Annotated in this window: 12 protein-coding genes; 8 read left to right on the forward strand and 4 right to left on the reverse strand. The window is 73.2% G+C overall.

Annotated elements, in window-relative coordinates; genetic code table 11:
- Nucleotides 1–15: 15 nt before the first annotated feature.
- Together ACGFZA_RS33125 and ACGFZA_RS33130 are read left to right on the forward strand one after the other, a co-directional pair.
- Nucleotides 16–2,241 carry an FAD/NAD(P)-binding protein gene (locus ACGFZA_RS33125; protein WP_393684058.1) on the forward strand — a complete coding sequence of 742 codons (2,226 nt, stop codon included), beginning with the start codon at nt 16–18 and terminating at the stop codon, nt 2,239–2,241.
- A gap of 244 nt (nt 2,242–2,485) precedes the next feature.
- Complete coding sequence (locus tag ACGFZA_RS33130) at nt 2,486–3,289, forward strand: BTAD domain-containing putative transcriptional regulator (protein ID WP_385277302.1); 804 nt, start codon at nt 2,486–2,488, stop codon at nt 3,287–3,289.
- A gap of 217 nt (nt 3,290–3,506) precedes the next feature.
- On the opposite strand, the gene ACGFZA_RS33135 is transcribed toward ACGFZA_RS33130, so the two are convergent.
- The gene (locus tag ACGFZA_RS33135) at nt 3,507–4,148 is read right to left on the reverse strand and encodes a response regulator (protein WP_385277304.1); all 642 of its coding nucleotides are present in this window, start codon (nt 4,146–4,148) and stop codon (nt 3,507–3,509) included.
- A 2-nt stretch (nt 4,149–4,150) separates the two neighbouring features.
- Nucleotides 4,151–5,470, reverse strand: coding sequence for a sensor domain-containing protein (locus ACGFZA_RS33140; protein WP_393684061.1), 1,320 nt, complete (start codon nt 5,468–5,470; stop codon nt 4,151–4,153).
- 133 nt (nt 5,471–5,603) lie between these two features.
- On the opposite strand from ACGFZA_RS33140, the gene ACGFZA_RS33145 reads away from it, so the two are divergent.
- Both ACGFZA_RS33145 and ACGFZA_RS33150 read left to right on the forward strand, forming a co-directional pair.
- Complete coding sequence (locus tag ACGFZA_RS33145; RefSeq protein WP_385277308.1) at nt 5,604–6,338, forward strand: ABC transporter ATP-binding protein; 735 nt, start codon at nt 5,604–5,606, stop codon at nt 6,336–6,338.
- On the forward strand, nt 6,332–8,827 hold the full coding sequence (locus ACGFZA_RS33150; protein WP_393684064.1) for an FtsX-like permease family protein: 2,496 nt from the start codon (nt 6,332–6,334) through the stop codon (nt 8,825–8,827). The genes ACGFZA_RS33145 and ACGFZA_RS33150 overlap by 7 nt, the downstream gene beginning before the upstream one ends.
- A gap of 65 nt (nt 8,828–8,892) precedes the next feature.
- Here ACGFZA_RS33150 and ACGFZA_RS33155 read toward each other — a convergent pair whose 3' ends face one another.
- Nucleotides 8,893–9,573 (reverse strand): phosphotransferase, encoded by a 681-nt coding sequence (locus ACGFZA_RS33155; RefSeq protein ID WP_393684066.1) that lies wholly within the window; start codon nt 9,571–9,573, stop codon nt 8,893–8,895.
- 188 nt (nt 9,574–9,761) lie between these two features.
- Between ACGFZA_RS33155 and ACGFZA_RS33160 the strand changes: the two genes are divergently transcribed.
- Nucleotides 9,762–11,120, forward strand: a complete 1,359-nt coding sequence (locus ACGFZA_RS33160) for an alpha-lytic protease prodomain-containing protein (RefSeq protein ID WP_393684068.1) — start codon at nt 9,762–9,764, stop codon at nt 11,118–11,120.
- A gap of 46 nt (nt 11,121–11,166) precedes the next feature.
- Nucleotides 11,167–12,030, forward strand: coding sequence for a carbohydrate-binding protein (locus ACGFZA_RS33165; RefSeq protein WP_385277316.1), 864 nt, complete (start codon nt 11,167–11,169; stop codon nt 12,028–12,030).
- Between the two features lie 180 nt (nt 12,031–12,210).
- Here the strand turns inward: ACGFZA_RS33165 and ACGFZA_RS33170 are convergent, their stop codons facing one another.
- Nucleotides 12,211–13,920 (reverse strand): bifunctional 3'-5' exonuclease/DNA polymerase, encoded by a 1,710-nt coding sequence (locus tag ACGFZA_RS33170; RefSeq protein ID WP_393684071.1) that lies wholly within the window; start codon nt 13,918–13,920, stop codon nt 12,211–12,213.
- Between the two features lie 115 nt (nt 13,921–14,035).
- On the opposite strand from ACGFZA_RS33170, the gene ACGFZA_RS33175 reads away from it, so the two are divergent.
- Both ACGFZA_RS33175 and ACGFZA_RS33180 read left to right on the forward strand, forming a co-directional pair.
- Nucleotides 14,036–14,947 carry an NADP-dependent oxidoreductase gene (locus tag ACGFZA_RS33175; RefSeq protein WP_393684072.1) on the forward strand — a complete coding sequence of 304 codons (912 nt, stop codon included), beginning with the start codon at nt 14,036–14,038 and terminating at the stop codon, nt 14,945–14,947.
- A 184-nt stretch (nt 14,948–15,131) separates the two neighbouring features.
- Nucleotides 15,132–16,313 carry a DUF2786 domain-containing protein gene (locus ACGFZA_RS33180; RefSeq protein ID WP_393684074.1) on the forward strand — a complete coding sequence of 394 codons (1,182 nt, stop codon included), beginning with the start codon at nt 15,132–15,134 and terminating at the stop codon, nt 16,311–16,313.
- Nucleotides 16,314–16,397: the final 84 nt, after the last annotated feature.

The raw sequence follows: 16,397 nt of genomic DNA on the forward strand, positions 1-16,397 counted from the left end.
TGAATGGGGTACGAGGTGACCACCAACTACGCTGAGCCGCTCAACCCGGCACACCCGGCCACGCCGGGCCGGCCGTACCGGCTCGCCCTGGTCGGCGGCGGGCCCAGGGCGACGTACGTCGTCGAGAGGCTGTCGGCGACGATCGGCCGGCTCGGCGGCCGCGGGCTGGAGGTGCGGGTCTTCGAGCGCACCGGGGAGTTCGGGGCCGGCCAGGCCCACAGTCCCGGGCAGACCCGGACCAGCTACCTCAACCGCATCGGCTGCCAGGTGAGTTTCGCCGCCGACGAGACCGTTACGGGTGCCGGCCCGCTGCGGCCGCGGGAGGAGCGGCCGACCCTGCACGAGTGGTGCCGCCGCCGCTACGCCGAGACCGCGCACCCGGACTTCGACCTGCGTCCGGACGACTGGCCCCGGCGGTATGTGCACGGCCTGGCGCTGAGCGACATGTTCCGGGCGTTCGCCGACGACCTGCGCCGGTACCCCGGTGCCGGCCTCCACCTGCACGACGCGGACGTCGTGGACATCGAGCCCTCCGGCAGCGAACTGCGGATCGTCACGGCGGACGGCACCCGCTATCCGGCCGACGAGGTGCTGCTGCTCACCGGGCACTCGTACCACGATCCGAGGCTGTCCCGGGAAGGACGCCGGCTGGCCGGGGCGACGGCCCGCGGCGGCGCCACGCATGTGCCGCACCCCTACCCCTTGAACGAGATGCTCGGCCCGGACACGGTCGGGCCGGCCGACGTGGTCGGCTGCGCCGGCAAGGGCCTCACCGCCATCGACACGATCCTGCACCTGACGGAGGGGCGGGGCGGGAGCTTCCACGAGGAGCCGGGAGGCGGGCTGGTGTACCGCGCGAGCGGTGCCGAACCCGCCGCGATCGTCGCCTTCAGCGGTTCCGGGCTGTTCACCTTCGCCCGGCCCGACAACCACAAACCGAGCAACGGCTCCGGCGACCATCCCGGCACGTTTCTGACCAGGGAAGCGGTGGACCTGCTCCGGGCGAACTGCGGACAGCCGTACCCCACGCCCGACCGCACCCGGCGGCAGCTCGACTTCGACCGGGACGTCCTGCCGCTGGTGGTGGCGGAGATGGCCCACCTGCACTACGGGACGCTGTTCGGACCGAGTGCGGCGCTGCTGCTGGCGCAGCGTGCGATGCCGTCCTACCTGGCCTTCCTGGCCGGTGCGCGGCCCGGCGGCGAGGACTGTCTGCTGCCGGCGCTGGAGGCGGCCGTCGACGACGTCGTGCGCACGGTGCTGCCGGTGCTGCGCGGCGAACAGGCGCTGTTCGACGCCCAGAAGAAGGTCGTGTGGCCGGTTCGGGACGTGCTGCTGCACTGGGTGCGGACGGTGTACGGGCCGTCGGCGCAGTACGAGGTCCGGCGCTGCCTGGACCGTTCGCTGCCGCCGGCCGGAGTTCTCGACGGCAGGGACTCCGCATGGTCCCTGGACACCGCGCTCCACGGGAACCGGTTCGACTGGCGTGCGGTCGTACGCCCGGTCGGCCCCGCGGGCACCCCGGCCGAATACCGGGCGCGACTGCTGGAGTTCATGCTCCGCGACCAGGACTGGGCCCGGCAGGGGAACCTGTGCAATCCGCACAAGGCCGCGTCCGACGGAGTGTGGCGTGATCTGCGGTCGGTGATCTCCTACGCGGTGGACGAAGCCGGGGTGACCGCGGCCTCCCAGCGGGCGTTCCTGCGCCGGCACACCGGCCTGCACAACCGGCTGGCCAACGGGGCGGCGCCGGAGGTCATGGCGAAGATCATCGCGCTCGTCGAGCACGGGCTGCTGGATGTGGGCACCGGACCGGACGCCCGGGTGGGCTACGAGGAGACGAGCGGGCGCACGGTCGTGGTGGGGCCGCACACGGGCGCGCGACGAGCCCTGGACGTGCTGGTCGAGGCGCGCATGCATCCCTTCGACCCCCGCGCCGACGCTCGGCCCCTGTACCGCAATCTGCGGGACCGCGGACTGGTGCGCCTGTGGCGCAACCACGGTGCGGACGGCGCGCGTGCCGCGGACTTCGAGCCCGGCGGTCTGGACCTCACCGCACAGTTCCATCCGCTGCGCACCGACGGTGGTGTGGAGTCCCGCATCACGGTCCTCGGGGCACCGGCGGAGGGCGCGCGCTCGTTCCTGCTGTCGGCGCTGCGCCCGGACGCGGACCACTACGTCATGCGGGACATCTTGGTCTGGCTCGACGGATTCTGGGCCTCACTTGTGAGGTCCCGGTGAAAACGGCCTATTCAACGCGTGTAGCTCGGGAGAATTGCCGTACGCTCAACACACGGTGAGTTGATGTTGAACTGTGAAGCATCGCGGAAGTAAATTCGCTTACCTCTCAATCTTCTCATATCCCCACCGGTGGCAACCTCAGGTGAAGCTCAAACCGCTTGCTCATCGGCATGGCATGCTTGACGATGAATCGCTGCGGTGGGGACTCCCTGCCTCGTCCGGCTAGACACGGGGGTGACTGGTTTTGCTTTTCCGTATTCTGGGTCCGCTGGGAATAGAAAAGGCCGACGGTGAAAGCGTCAGACTTTGGGCGCCGAAGAATCGCGCATTACTCGCCTATCTCTGCGTCAATAATCAGGTAGTGGTTTCGCCGGACCGGCTCATCAAAGCGATATGGTCGGGCGCACCGCCGCAGAGCGCTCAGACCGCGCTCCACGTCTATATCTGCAACCTGCGAAGCCGCTTCCGTGAACTGGGCCTAGAGGCCTCCGTCCTCACCACCCAGTCGACCGGATACGAACTGCGACTCCCGCACTCCTCCCTCGATCTCAATCTGTTCGAGGCGCACGTGGCAGAGGCCCGCAACCTGCAACGCCGCGGTGACCTCGAAGCGGCGTCCGCCGAACTGAGTGCTGCCGTCGCCCTCTGGAGCGGCCCGGCATTGGCGGACTTCCGTGAGATGCCTGCCTTCGCGGGCGTCTGCCGACTGCTCGACGAGAAACGTGTCTACGCCCACGAGCGCCGACTGCAGATCGAGCTTGACCTGGGACGTCACCGCGAGCTGATCTGTGAGCTGTATGCGCTGATCGAAATGCATCCGACCTGGGAGGCGATTTACGGCTATCTCATGATCTCCCTTTATCGCAGTGGTCGTACGGCGGACGCGCTGCAAGCCTTCGATCGAATTCGCGGTCTTCTGGTCCACGATCTGGGTATAGAGCCGGGGCCGCAGCTCCAGAATATTCAGCGGCGCGTTCTCGCTCGCGATGCCTGGCTTGAATCCGGGTCCGGTCGCGACGTTACCGGTACCCAATTCTCCTTGCGGTGACCATGTCGTGTGCTGCCTTCTGCCAGGTCCGGGACCTGGTGGAAGGTGGTCCGGCTCATGGTCCAGGATATTCGGGGGCCGACTGGATTCCCTGTCTGCAATGGTCCAGGGAATTCTTCCGGTAGGCCGCTCCGTTCAGGGAGATTCACGCCGTCCCGGAGCCGCCCAGCGCGGTGGGGGCGGCGGCCCACGGGGCCCGGTGTTCCCGGGGCGGCGCTCAGCCTCGCAGGTACGCCAGTACCGCCAGCACCCGGCGGTTGGTGGTGTCGTCCATCGACAGGTCGAGCTTGGTGAGGATGCTGCCGAAGTGCTTGCTGACCGTTCCCTCGCTGACCGTCAGCGCGGCGGCGACCGACGCGTTGGACCTGCCCTCCGCCATCAGGGCCAGGACCTCCTGCTCGCGCGCGGACAGCCGGGAGAGGGGGTCCCGGCGGCGACGGATCAGCTGGCGGACCACCTCGGGGTCCACGACCGTGTTCCCGGCGGCGACCCGGTGCAGGGCGTCGATGAACTCCTCGACGTCGCCGATGCGTTCCTTGAGCAGATAGCCGACGCCCGTACCGTCCGCGGAGTCGAGCAGCTCCTCGGCGTAGGCGCGCTGGACGTACTGGCTGAGGACGAGGATGGGCAGCCCCGGCTGCCGGGTGCGCAGCTCGATCGCGGCGCGCAGGCCCTCGTCGGAGAAGCCGGGCGGCATGCGCACATCCGTCACCACGATGTCCGGACCGTGCTCGGCCACGGCCGCGATCAGCTCGTCCGCCGTGCCCGCCCCCGCGACCACCTGATGACCGAACCGCTCCAGCAGGCCGACCAGTCCCTCCCGCAGGAGCACGCTGTCCTCGGCCAGTACGACGCGCACGCTCAAGTCCTCGTATCCGCAGGTGAGATGGGGACCTGTAGCCGAAACACCGTGGGCCCGCCGGGCGGACTGGACATTAGCAGGTGGCCGTCGAGCACCGAGAGGCGGTCGGCCACGCCCTGGAGCCCCGTGCCGTCCCCGGGGCCCGCGCCGCCCACCCCGTCGTCCTGCACCTCCACGACCAGCCGGCCCTTCTCCGCCCGGCCGCTCACCCGGGCACGGCCCGCCCCGCTGTGCTTGGCCACATTGGCCAGCGCCTCGCAGACCGCGAAGTAGACCGCCGTCTCGACCGCTTCGGGGAGCCGGTCCGGCAGGTCGAGGTCCACCTCGACCGGGACCACCGAACGGTCCGCGACGTCCTCCACCGCCGCCACCAGCCCACGGTCGGTGAGGATCCGGGGGTGGATGCCCTGGATGAGTTCCCTGATCTCCACCAGCGCGACCCCGGCCTCCGCGTGCGCCTTGGCCAGCAGCCCGGCCAGCGGTTCGGCCGGGCTCTCCAGACGGGCCAGGCCGAGCGTCATGGAGAGGGCGACGAGCCGCTGCTGGGCACCGTCGTGCAGATCGCGTTCGATCCGCCGGCGCTCCGCCTCGAAGGCGTCGACCAGCCGTACCCGGGAACGTCCCAACTCCCGGATACGGGAGTCCAGTCCGGCCTCCGGAGGCGACAGCAGCTGCCGGGTCAGAGCGGCACGCCCGGCTGCCAGGGCCCCCAGCGGATACGCGAACAGGGGGACCAGCAGCAGTCCGGCGAGGAGCGCCGTGAAGGCGGGCGGGTAGCTGTCGATCAGCCAGATCTTGAGCACGCGGGCCTCCTCGCCCCCGCTCGCCGCCAGCATCGGGGGAGCGGCGATCAGCCCTCCGCAGACGAGGACGGCGGTCCCCACGGCCAGGGCCTCCAGCGGCCAGAGCACCAGGGCGAACAGCAGCGCGTAGCCGAGCTCCCGCCAGGTGGCACGCTCCTGGAGACGGGTGCGCAGCCAGGACGAGGGCCCGGTGCCGTCCGGTTCGCGGTGCGCCCCGGCGACCGGCCGGGGGTCGAGCAGCCGCAGCCTGCGCCGCTCCAGGGCAGCCAGCGGAATGCCCGCGAGCACGAGGGTGAGGAGCAGCGGGATACCGATCAGGACCACGGTGAGCGCGCTGCCCGCGACGGCCAGGAGCAGGAGCGCGGTCAGGGCCGCGAGTCCCAGGGGCACGCTCGTCAGCAGATAGAGCGTGGCGCGCCACGGCCAGGCGGTGCGTAGGTAGCGGCGCTGCCGCAGCGCCTGCCACAGGCCCGGGGCGGGCAGGGGTCCGGCGGAGCGGACGGAGGGGGAGGACATGGGGGAACGGTAGGCCGCGGCCGGTGGCGCGGACCACCCGGCAGGATCGACCCGGGAGGTGGAGCTACCTCCACCCCGAGGACTCCCTCTCGCTGCGATGTGCCCCGGGAGCGGCGCCGGTTGAGTGGTGGCCATGAATCACGCAGCTGTCCGACTCCGTTCGCTCACCCGGTCCTACGGCAGGAACACCGGCGCGGTCACCGCGCTGGACGGGGTCAGCCTCGATGTCCCCAGGGGCACGTTCACCGCCGTCATGGGCCCATCCGGCTCCGGCAAGTCCACCCTGCTCCAGTGCACCGCCGGTCTCGACCGGCCCACCGGCGGCCAGGTGTTCCTCGGCGACACCGAACTGACCGGCCTCAGCGAGCGGAAGCTGACCTTGCTGCGCCGCACCCGTATCGGTTTCGTCTTCCAGGCGTTCAACCTGCTTCCCTCGCTCAGCGCCGAGCAGAACGTCGCTCTCCCGCTCCGGCTGGCCGGCCGCCGGCCCGCGCGGGCCGAGGTCCTCGACGTACTGGAACGGGTGGGGCTGCGCGAGCGGGCCGGGCACCGGCCCAGCGAGCTCTCCGGCGGGCAGCAGCAGCGGGTGGCGCTGGCCCGCGCCATGGTGACCCGGCCCGACGTGCTGTTCGGCGACGAACCGACCGGCGCCCTGGACTCCACGACCGGCCGGCAGGTGCTGACGCTGCTGCGCAGCATGGTCGACGGCGGCCAGACCGTGATCATGGTGACGCACGACCCGGTCGCCGCCTCCTGCGCGGACCGGGTGCTGTTCCTGGCCGACGGCCGGGTGCGGGACGAGCTGTCGTCCCCGTCCGCCGATCAGGTCGCGGCGCGCATGACGCGGATGGCGGCCCTGCCGTGCTGAGCCTCGCACTGCGCGGCATGCGGACGCGCTGGGTCACTTTCGTCGGCTCCTTCCTCGCCCTGGCCCTCGGCGTGGGGATCGTCGCCACCACCGGGATGGCCCTCGCGGCCACGTTCGACGCCCCGCGCCACGGGCCCGAGCGGTTCGCCGCCGCCCCCGTCGTGGTGCGCGGGGAGGACCGGCTGCGAGTGCGGACCCCGATCGGTTTCCGCACCCGGGAACTGACCTCGCCCCGGTCCGTGTCGCCGGAGCTCGCCGGCGCGCTCGCGGCGCTGGGCCGTACGGTCGAGGACCGCACGTTCCCCGTCTCGGTCGGTGCCGCCCGCCTCGACGGGGACGGCGGGGGAACGGTCGGCCACCCGTGGCCGGTCGCGGCCGCCACTCCCTACCGGCTGGCCGCCGGGCGGGCTCCGGCCGCAGCCGGCGAGGTCGTCGTCACCGCGGGGGACGGCTCCGACGTGCGTACGGGAGACCGGATCACGGTCGCCACCGCCGCGGGGGCCGCGGTGCGGACCGTCGTCGGCACGGTGCGCCCCGCGGGCTTCGAGACCGCCGTGTTCTTCACCGCGGCCGAGGCCGCCAGGATCTCCCCGAGGATCGACGCCGTGGTGGTGCACGCGGACCCCGCGGCGGTGCGGGCGCTGGTGGCCCGTGAGGCCCGGATGGCGGTGCTGACCGGCGACGACCGCCGACGGGCCGACCCCGACCCGGACCGGGACGCCGAGGCGCTGGTCTCCGTCAACGCGCTGCTGGGCACGGCCGCCGGCATCACCGTGTTCGTCTCCGTCTTCGTGGTCGCCTCGACGTTCTCCTTCGCCGTCGCCCAGCGCCGCCGCGAGTTCGGCCTGCTGCGCACGGCGGGCGCGACCCCCGGCCAGGTGCGGCGGACGGTGTACGCCGAAGCCGCCGTCATCGGTGTGACGGCGTCGGCTGCGGGCTGCCGGCTGGGCGTCCTGGGGGCGCCCCGGCTGGCCTCCTGGATGGTGGGGGAGGGGGTCGCGCCCCGCTGGTTCGCGATCGGCGACCAGAACTGGCCGCTGCACGCCGCCTTCTGGACCGGGCTCGCCGTGGCGCTGGCCGGTGCGGTCGCCGCCTCGCGCCGGGCCGGGAAGGTGGGACCGGCCGAGGCGCTGCGCGAATCCGCCGTGGACAGCGGCGCGATGCCGCCGGTCCGGGTGCTGCTGGGCACCGCCGTCCTGCTGACCGGTGCCGTGCTGCTGGGCACGGCCCTCGTCCAGGACCCCGGAAGCCTGCTCAAGCGCAAGACCTACGTCACCCAGCCGATGCTGCTGATCGTCGGGTTCGCCCTCTTCGCCCCCGCGCTGGTACGTCCCGTCACCCGCCTTCTCGCCTGGCTTCCGGCTCAACTCCCGGGCGCCACCGGCGTACTGGCCAGGGAGAACGCCTCCACCGCTCTGCGCCGAACAGCCGCCGTCGCCGCGCCCGTGATCGTGACCGTGGCGCTGGCCGCCTCGCTGATGGGTACGACGGCGACCCTGGAGGAGGCGAGGGCCACCGAGGCGCGGACCCAGGTGACTTCGGACTTCGTGGTCACGGCAGGCGGCGGGGGCGGCGCGCTCCCGCAGCGGTTCGTCGAGCGGGCCCGGCGCATCCCGGGCGCCGTCGTCAGCGTGTCGCGGTCCACCTCCGTGACCGTGCTGGAGGAGGGGACGGCGCTGGTCGGCTCCGAGGCGCGGGCCGTGGACCCGTCCGACATGGCGGCGGTGTCGGCGCTTCCCGTGGTGGCGGGCAGCCTCGCCGGTCTCGACGACGAATCCCTCGTCGTCAACGAGGAGTGGATGACCACGACGGTCGGTGAACGCGTCGGCGTCTGGCTGGCCGACGGCCGCAAGGCCACGCTGCGGGTGGCGGCCGTGCTGAGCACCGGCACCGGTGACAACGGGGTGTACGTGACCCCGCGCAATGCCGGCGGCGCCCCGGTCGACCGGATCGACGTCAAGGTCCGTGACGGCCAGAGCCGTTCGGCCGTCGCGGCGCGGTTGGAGGCGGCGGGCCGGGCGACGGCGACGGACGTGGTGACGAGGGCCGGATGGCTGGCGCGGAACGAGCGCCGGACCGGGGAGAACACCCGGATCGGGCTGCTGATGATCCTGCTCATCGCCCTGGTCTACACGGGGATCGCGCTGGCCAACACGCAGGTGATGGCCACCTCGGACCGGGTGCGCGACCTCGCGGTGCTGCGGCTCGCGGGCGCGACGAAGGCGCAGGTGCTGCGGCTGGTCGGGGCGGAGGCGCTGGTCGTGGTGGCGGTGGGCGCGGTGCTCGGCGGAGCGGTGGCCGCGCTGAATCTGTTCGGTGTCCGGGCCGCGCTCGCACGGCTCGACGTCGACTCGGCGGTCGTCGTCCCCTGGGGGACCACCGGTTCGGTCGTCGCCGTGAGCGCGCTCCTGGCCGTGGTCTTCGCGGTGCTGCCCGCCTCGCTCGCGCTGCGCGTCAGGCCGGTCGAACTGGCCGGTGCGCGGGAGTAGTCCGGGCAGCTTGATCCGACTTGCCGGTGCGCGGGTGCAGTCCGGACAGCCCGGCCGAACGGGGCTCAGCGGGAGAGCGCGGTGACCAGGGCCGCCGCATCGCCGATGAGATCCACTTCGGCCGGGCTCATCGTCGGGTTGGCGGCGCGGCGGGCCGCGGCGTCGGCGAGGTGGCGGGCCGGGATGCCGCCGTCCGCCATGAGGTACGGCACCAGGTCGGTCAGCAACGCGCGTGCGCCGTCCGCCGCCGGGCTGTCCGGATCGACCGCCACCTGCGCCAGCATCAGCGCCGACATGGCCCGGTCCAGGGCCGGCGGCCCCTCCTCGCTGTTGCTCCAGTCGATCACCACCGGCCCGTCGGCCGTCAGGATCACGTTGTCCGGATGCAGGTCGAGGTGGAGGATGCGGTCCTCGGGGTCCGGCGAGAGCCGGGCCGGGACGGTGTGCAGTTCGGCGAGCAGGCGGGCGAGCAGGGCGGATCCCTCGGCGGCGTCGATGTCTCCGCTCAGCAGGGACTCCAGCATCGTGGGGCCGGTCAGCCGCTGCAGGACCAGATCGCCGGGGCCGGCCGAGGGGGGCTGCGGGCCGAGCCGGGGGACCGGGTAGCCCGACGCCGAGAGGTAGGACATGACGGGCAGTTCAGGGGTCGCGTCCAGCCCGCAGCGGTAGCGGCGCAGCACCCACGCCTCGTCCAGTTCGTATACGTCCGCGTCACGTCCGCTGCCCAGCAACTGGCCTATTCGCATGGGTGGAATCTACTCGTGACGGGCCCCCGCGGGGAGGCGGTTCGCACGTGTCCCTCCGCATCGCCGCCGGTCACGACAGCCCCATAACGCCATGCGATGGGGCGGACGGGATCTCCTGGAGATGACGTGTACGCGGCTACGTTGGCGGCAATTCCCCCGAAGTCAAGGAGAGTTCCGTGGAGAGATCCATGCTCCGCAGACGTGCACTGGCCGCGTGTACCGCCACCGTGGCCGTCGGCGCGCTCGGGCTGGCCGGACTGACCGGCACCGCGTCCGCCGACCCCTCCCCCCGCCTGCCCTCCGCCGGGGCGGACCGGCTCTCGCCCGGCCTGCTGAAGGCCATGCAGCGCGATCTCGGACTCACCGCCGACCGGGCGGCGGAACGGATCGGCAACGAGTCCCGGGCGGCCGTCGTGGCCGCCGGACTGCAACGCTCACTCGGCCACGGCTTCGCCGGGGCCCGGGTGAGCGGCGAGGCGGCGGAGCTGACCGTCGCCACGACCGACGCGGCGGACACCGGCCTGATCGCCGGGACGGGAGCCACCCCCGTCGTCGTCGACCACAGCCTGGCCGAACTCACCTCCGCCAAGGCCGCCCTCGACCGGGTGGCGCTGCGCAGGGCTCCGGAGGACGTGCCCGCCTGGTACGTCGACGTCGCCACCAACCGCGTCGTCGTGCAGGCAGGCCGGGGCGCCGCCGCCGACTCCTTCCTCGCCGCGGCCGGCGTCGCGCGCGATCTGGTGACGGTGACGCGATCCACCGGCGAACCCCGCACGTTCGCGGATCTGCGGGGCGGTGACGCGTACTACATGAACGGCTCCGGGCGCTGCTCCATCGGCTTCCCCGTCAAGCGCGGCACCCAGGGCGGCTTCGTCAGCGCCGGGCACTGCGGAACCCCGGGCGTCAGCACGAGCGGGTACAACCAGCAGGCCCAGGGCTCCTTCCAGGGCTCCACCTTCCCCGGCCGCGACTACTCCTGGGTCGCCGCGAACACCGGCTGGACCCCGCGACCGCTGGTGAACGGGTACGGAAACGGCGACGTGACGGTCACCGGGTCCACCGAGGCGCTGGAGGGCTCGTCGGTCTGCCGCTCCGGCTCGACGACCGGCTGGCACTGCGGCACGGTCCAGCAGCGCAACAGCAGCGTCACCTACCGGGAGGGCACCGTCTCCGGGGTGACCCGTACCAACGTGTGCGCCGAACCGGGCGACTCCGGAGGCTCGTTCGTCTCCGGCAGTCAGGCCCAGGGCGTCACCTCCGGCGGCACCGGCAACTGCTCCCAGGGCGGTACGACGTACTTCCAGCCGGTGAACCCGGCGCTGCAGGCGTACGGACTGACCCTGGTCACCAGCGGCACCCCGACCGATCCGCCGACCGACCCGACGGACCCGCCGACCGAGCCGGGCGGCAGCTGGGCGGCCGGGACGGCGTACGCCGCCGGTGACGTGGTGACGTACGGCTCCGGCAGCTACCGCTGCCTCCAGGGACACCGGGCGCAGCCCGGCTGGACGCCCCCGAACGTTCCCGCGCTCTGGCAGGCCCTGTAACCGCCCCTCCGCACGTGCCCTTCCCCACCACCCCGAGGAAGCAGCCATGACCCCCGACCCGACACCCGTCCCGGCCGACGACGGCGCCACCGGCGACCGGTCCATCAGCCGTAAGACCCTGCTCAAGGCGGCCCTGGTCGCCACCGCCGCCCCGCTGCTCGCGGGGGGCGGGGTCGCGCTGGCGCGCGACGCCGGTTCCACCGGAGTGCCGCTCGCCCCGACACCGGACTGCGACGACGGCGACGGCCCCACGCACGACCAGATGGAGGGCCCGTACTTCAAGCCCAACTCCCCACTGCGCACCAGCCTGGTGACCGCCGGCACCCCCGGAGTCCCGCTCACGGTCAGCGGTTACGTCTTCGGCCGGGGATGCCGCCCCATCCCCGGAGTGCTGCTGGACTTCTGGCAGGCCGACACCAACGGCGCGTACGACATGAGCGGATACGCCTTCCGCGGGCACCAGTTCACCGATCAGTCGGGCGCGTTCACGCTCACGACGATCGTGGCGGGGCTGTATCCCGGCCGCACCCGGCACATCCACGTGAAGGCCCAGGCGCCCGGCTCGGGCATCCTCACCACGCAGCTGTACTTCCCGGGCGAACCGCGCAACAACACCGACACCCTGTACGACCCGGCGCTCCTGATGAACGTCCGCACCGTGGGTTCAGGCAAGCAGGGGACCTTCGACTTCGTCCTCGACGTCGCCCAGGACCCGACGGATCCGACCGATCCGCCGACCGGCCCGACGGACCCGCCCACCGGCCCGGGCGGCGGCTGGACGGCCGGAACGCTCTACCACGCGGGCGACCGCGTCACGTACGGCGGCGTCACCTACCGCTGTCTGCAGGCTCACACCGCCCTGACCGGCTGGGAGCCGCCGAACGTCCCCGCGCTGTGGGAGCGCGGGTAGACGGGCAGACCGGCGGGGTGACCTCCGCCGCGCGGGTACGCCCCGGGCCTCTTCCCGGGGTGTGCGCCGCGCCGGGCCCGGGCCGGAACCTCCGGCCCGGGCCGCTTCCCCGTCGCCGGGCCGGAGTTTCCGGCCCGGCAGCTTCGCTGTCGCGCGAACGCTGCCGCGGCGCGGCCGGGTTCACTTCGCGTCGGCATACCGCTCCACCACCGCGGTCGTGAACGGGAAGCGCACCGGTGTCTCACCGAAGGCGGTCCGGCCGGCCAGTTCACCGGCCTCCCGGATCGCCTCCACGACGGTCTCGGCCTCCTCCGCGGGACAGTGCACGATCACCTCGTCGTGCTGGAAGAAGACCAGCTCGGCCCGGAGCCCGGCCGCCGCCATCGACTGACGCAGCGCGGCGAGGAGGAGCAGGGCCCAGTCGGCCGCACTGCCCTGCACCACGAAGTTACGGGTGAAGCGGCCACGCGCACGGGCGTTGGAGGAGGCGTAGCCCGGAGTGAACCCGCCATCCCTCTGTTCCGCACCGTCGGCCGCCGGATTCTCGCTCTCCTGCGGGATGCCGGCCTCCCCGTCGTCCCCGCTGCCCGCGGCGGGCGGGCTGGTCCGGCCCAGCCAGGTCCGTACGAGACGGCCCTCCTCGCCGGCCTTCGCTGCGTCGTCCACATAGGCGACCGCGTGCGGGAACCTCCGGCGCAGGGCCGCCAGATTCTTCAGACCGTCCCCCGACGTCTGGCCGTAGACGGCTCCGAGCAGGGCGATCTTGGCGTGGTCGCGGTCGCCGTGGAAGGCGCGGTCGGACAGCGCGGTGTACAGGTCGCCGTCGTGGCCGGCCACCTCCATGAGGCCCCGGTCGCGGGAGATCGCGGCCAGCACCCGCGGCTCCATCTGGTCGGCGTCCGCGACGACGAGGCGCCAGCCCTCGTCGGCGACCACCGCCCGCCGGATCACCTTGGGGATCTGCAGCGCCCCGCCGCCGTTGGTCGTCCAGCGGCCGCTGACCGTGCCGCCCGGCTGGTACTCGGGGCGGAAGCGGCCGTCGCGCACCCAGTCCTGGAGCCAGCTCCAGCCGTGGGCCGTCCAGATCCGGTACAGCTTCTTGTACTGGATGAGCGGCCGCACCGCCGGATGGTCCAGCTCCTCCAGCTCCCAGCGGCGGGTCGACCGCACCTTGATCCCGGCCTGCGCGAAGGCCTTCACCACATCGGCGGGAAGATCCGGGCGGACCCGGCGGCCGAACGCGGCGGACACCTCGTCCGCCAGCTCGGCCAGCTTCCGGGGCTCGCCGCCGCCCGCGTACCGCTCGCCGAGGAGCTCGTGCAGCAGCTCGCGGTGGACGTCGGCCCGCCAGGGCAGGCCCGAGCGGTTCATCTCCGCGGCGACCAGCATGCCGGCGGACTCGGCGGCCGTCAGCAGGCTCATCCGGCCCGGCCGGTCCGTGGCGTCATGGCGGGCGAGCTGGCCCGCGTACACCTGGAGGAGGGCGTCGAACGGCAGGTCGGTCCCGGACTGCGGCTCGAACAGGGAGGACTGGGAGCCCGGCACGGCGGAGCGCGGCGGCGGGTCGGGCGGCACCGGGCCGTTCAGCAGGCGGGCGTGGGCGGCCGCGGCGGAGCGGGGCTCGCCGAGCCGGCCCTCGTGCCCCAGCAGGAGGGATTCGGCGACCTCGATGTCGTAGCAGCGCGCGACCGGGACCCCGGCGGCCAGCAGCCGGGGGTAGACCTCGGCCGTCGAACGCCACACCCAGCGGGTGACATCGGGCCGGGAGCGGACGGCCTCGGCGAGGTCCGGCTCGGTCACGGCCGGGGCGGTGGGCAGGCCGGCGCGGTCCAGCGGGGCGAGGCGCGCGCCGCCGCTCTCCGTGACGGCCAGCGCCCAGCGTTCGGTCATATGGCCGAGTCTGGCACCCGGCACTGACAGCAAGGCGTCGGGCGCGGGGCGGCGTCGGCTGAAAGGATTCGGAAGCGGCTCATCCACCGCGGAGAACGAGGAGGCAGACGACACGATGGAAGCGATCGTTTTCGAGGAGTTCGGCGGGCCCGAGGTGCTGCATCCGGCCCGGGTCGAGGACCCGCATCCCCGTCCCGGCCAGATCCGGGTGAAGGTCCGGGCCGCCGCGGTCAACCCGATGGACTACAAGATCCGGCGCGGCTGGATGGAGGACGTGTTCGCGACCTCGCTCCCGGCGATTCCCGGTGTCGAGTTCGCCGGGGTGGTCGACGTGACGGGAGAAGGCGTCACCGGTGTGGCGGTGGGGGACGAGGTGCTGGGCTGGAGCGCCACCGGTTCCTATGCCGAGTACGCCCTGGCCGACCCCGCCCTCGTCGCCCCCAAGCCCGCGGAGCTGAGCTGGCCGGACGCGGCCGCCCTGACCATCGCGTCGAACACTGCCCAGCGCGTCCTGGACGAGCTCGCCGTGGAGGCGGGGGAGACGCTGCTGCTGCACGGAGCGGCCGGAGCCGTCGGATCGGCCGCGGTCCAGCTGGCGGCCGCCCGCGGCGCGACGGTGATCGGCACGGCGTCCCGGGGCAACCACGACTACCTGCGGGTGCTCGGTGCGACCCCGGTGGAGTACGGGGACGGGCTGGTCGGCCGGGTGCGCGACATCGCTCCCCAGGGTGTGGACGCGGTCTTCGACGCGTCGGGGCGCGGCGCGCTGCCGGACTCCATCGAGCTGCGCGGCGGTACCACGGACCGGATCGTCACCATCGCCGACCCGGACGCGGCGAAGTACGGCGTGTCCTTCTCCGGCGGTGGCTCCCGGTCCAGGGAGCAACTGGCCGAGCACGCCCGCCGCGCGGCGGCCGGCGAGCTGCGGGTGCCCGTGGCCGAGACGTTCCCGCTCACCGAAGCGGCCCGGGCACAGGAACTGAGCGAGGCGGGGCACGTACGCGGGAAGGTCGTCCTGCTGCCCTGACGGGAGGCCGCCCGGGAGCGGGTGAGCGGTTCGGGTGGCGAAAGTTATCCACGGGGTGTGGATAACTTTCGCCGGGTTCACCGGGTTCACCGGGTTCACCGGGTTCACCGGGTTCACCGGCCCGGCCCGGCCCGTCACGTGCACTCGCTGAAGTGTGTCGAGCCGCCACGCCTACGCTGATCTCATGGAACCGGTGATCGACCAGGCCTTCGCGGCTGCCCTGTACTCGGACGGCGACGACGGCCTCGACACCGGCGCGTCCCTTCTCGCCGCCGACCCGGCGTCCGACGCGGAGCTGCGGCGCCGCGGCGAGGAGTTCGTGCGGCGCGCCTGGGACCGGGGCTGGCTGCCCGCCGATCTCGTGCGTCTCGTCCGCCGCGAACTCGACGAACACGCGGCCGGCCTGGCCGCCGGGCTGATCGGCTCGGAGGTCCGGCGCTACGAGGCGCTGCCGCCCCGCTGGCAGGCCCAGCTGGACGAGCTGCCCGCTGTCCCGCCGACGGGGCGGCCGGACCGCTTCTCTTACGCCTCCGCACTCCTGGGGCTCTACCGGCTGCTGCTCCGGCTGCCCGCGATCGAGCCCGTGGGGCCCCCGCCCGGTGCCTTGCGCGACACCCTGCACCTGCCGCCCGCGCACGACGAACCGCGCATGCTGAGCCGGATCCGGGCGCTGCTGGCCAAGGCCGAGGCGACCGGATTTCCCGAGGAGGCGGAGGCGCTCACCACCAAGGCGCAGGAGCTGATGGCCCGCCACAGCATCGACGAGGCCCTGCTGGCAGCCCGTACGCACGGCGGCAGCGTGCCGATGGCCTGTCGGATCGGCGTGGAGGCCCCGTACGAGACGGCCAAGGCGATCCTGCTCGACGCCGTCGCCTCGGCGAACCGCTGCCGGGCCGTGTGGAACAGCGATCTCGGCTTCTCGACGGTGGTCGGGTTCGAGCCGGACCTGGAGGCCGTGGAGCTGCTCCACACCTCGCTGCTGGTGCAGGGCACGGCGGCGATGACCCGGGCCGAGGCGGGCCAGCGGGCCGGCGGCCGCAAGCGGACCAAGACATTCCGGCAGTCCTTCCTGATGGCCTACGCGCAGCGGCTGGGCCGCCGGCTGGCCGACGGGACCGCCCGCGCCACTGCGGAGGCCGACGCCGAGGGGGCCACGGGCGGCACCCCGTCCGCCGGGTCGGGAGCGGGCCTGCTGCCCGTGCTGGCCGCCCGGGACGTGGCGGTCACGGACACCGCGGAGAAGATGTTCCCCACGACCACGACCACCCGGGTCCGCGGGGCCACGGACCTGGACGGCTGGACCCATGGGACGGCCGCGGCGGACCGGGCCAGGATGGGCGGGCGTACGCCGGAGATCTCCGACTGAGGCCGGCGGCCCTGTCCCGGTGGTTCCTCCGGGGGCGGGCGGGGCGGGCCCGGAGCGAGCCGGCGCCGGGGCCGCGGCGGGTCC

The organism is Streptomyces sp. NPDC048211 (assembly GCF_043202315.1).
Lineage (GTDB): Bacteria > Actinomycetota > Actinomycetes > Streptomycetales > Streptomycetaceae > Streptomyces.

Coding starts and splice junctions, on each gene's coding strand:
- ACGFZA_RS33145 (WP_385277308.1), top strand. CDS start 5,604: ATGAATCACGCAGCTGTCCGACTCCGTTCGCTCACCCGGTCCTACGGC.
- ACGFZA_RS33170 (WP_393684071.1), bottom strand. CDS start 13,920: ATGACCGAACGCTGGGCGCTGGCCGTCACGGAGAGCGGCGGCGCGCGC.
- ACGFZA_RS33180 (WP_393684074.1), top strand. CDS start 15,132: ATGGAACCGGTGATCGACCAGGCCTTCGCGGCTGCCCTGTACTCGGAC.
- ACGFZA_RS33175 (WP_393684072.1), top strand. CDS start 14,036: ATGGAAGCGATCGTTTTCGAGGAGTTCGGCGGGCCCGAGGTGCTGCAT.
- ACGFZA_RS33140 (WP_393684061.1), bottom strand. CDS start 5,470: ATGTCCTCCCCCTCCGTCCGCTCCGCCGGACCCCTGCCCGCCCCGGGC.
- ACGFZA_RS33155 (WP_393684066.1), bottom strand. CDS start 9,573: ATGCGAATAGGCCAGTTGCTGGGCAGCGGACGTGACGCGGACGTATAC.
- ACGFZA_RS33165 (WP_385277316.1), top strand. CDS start 11,167: ATGACCCCCGACCCGACACCCGTCCCGGCCGACGACGGCGCCACCGGC.
- ACGFZA_RS33160 (WP_393684068.1), top strand. CDS start 9,762: ATGCTCCGCAGACGTGCACTGGCCGCGTGTACCGCCACCGTGGCCGTC.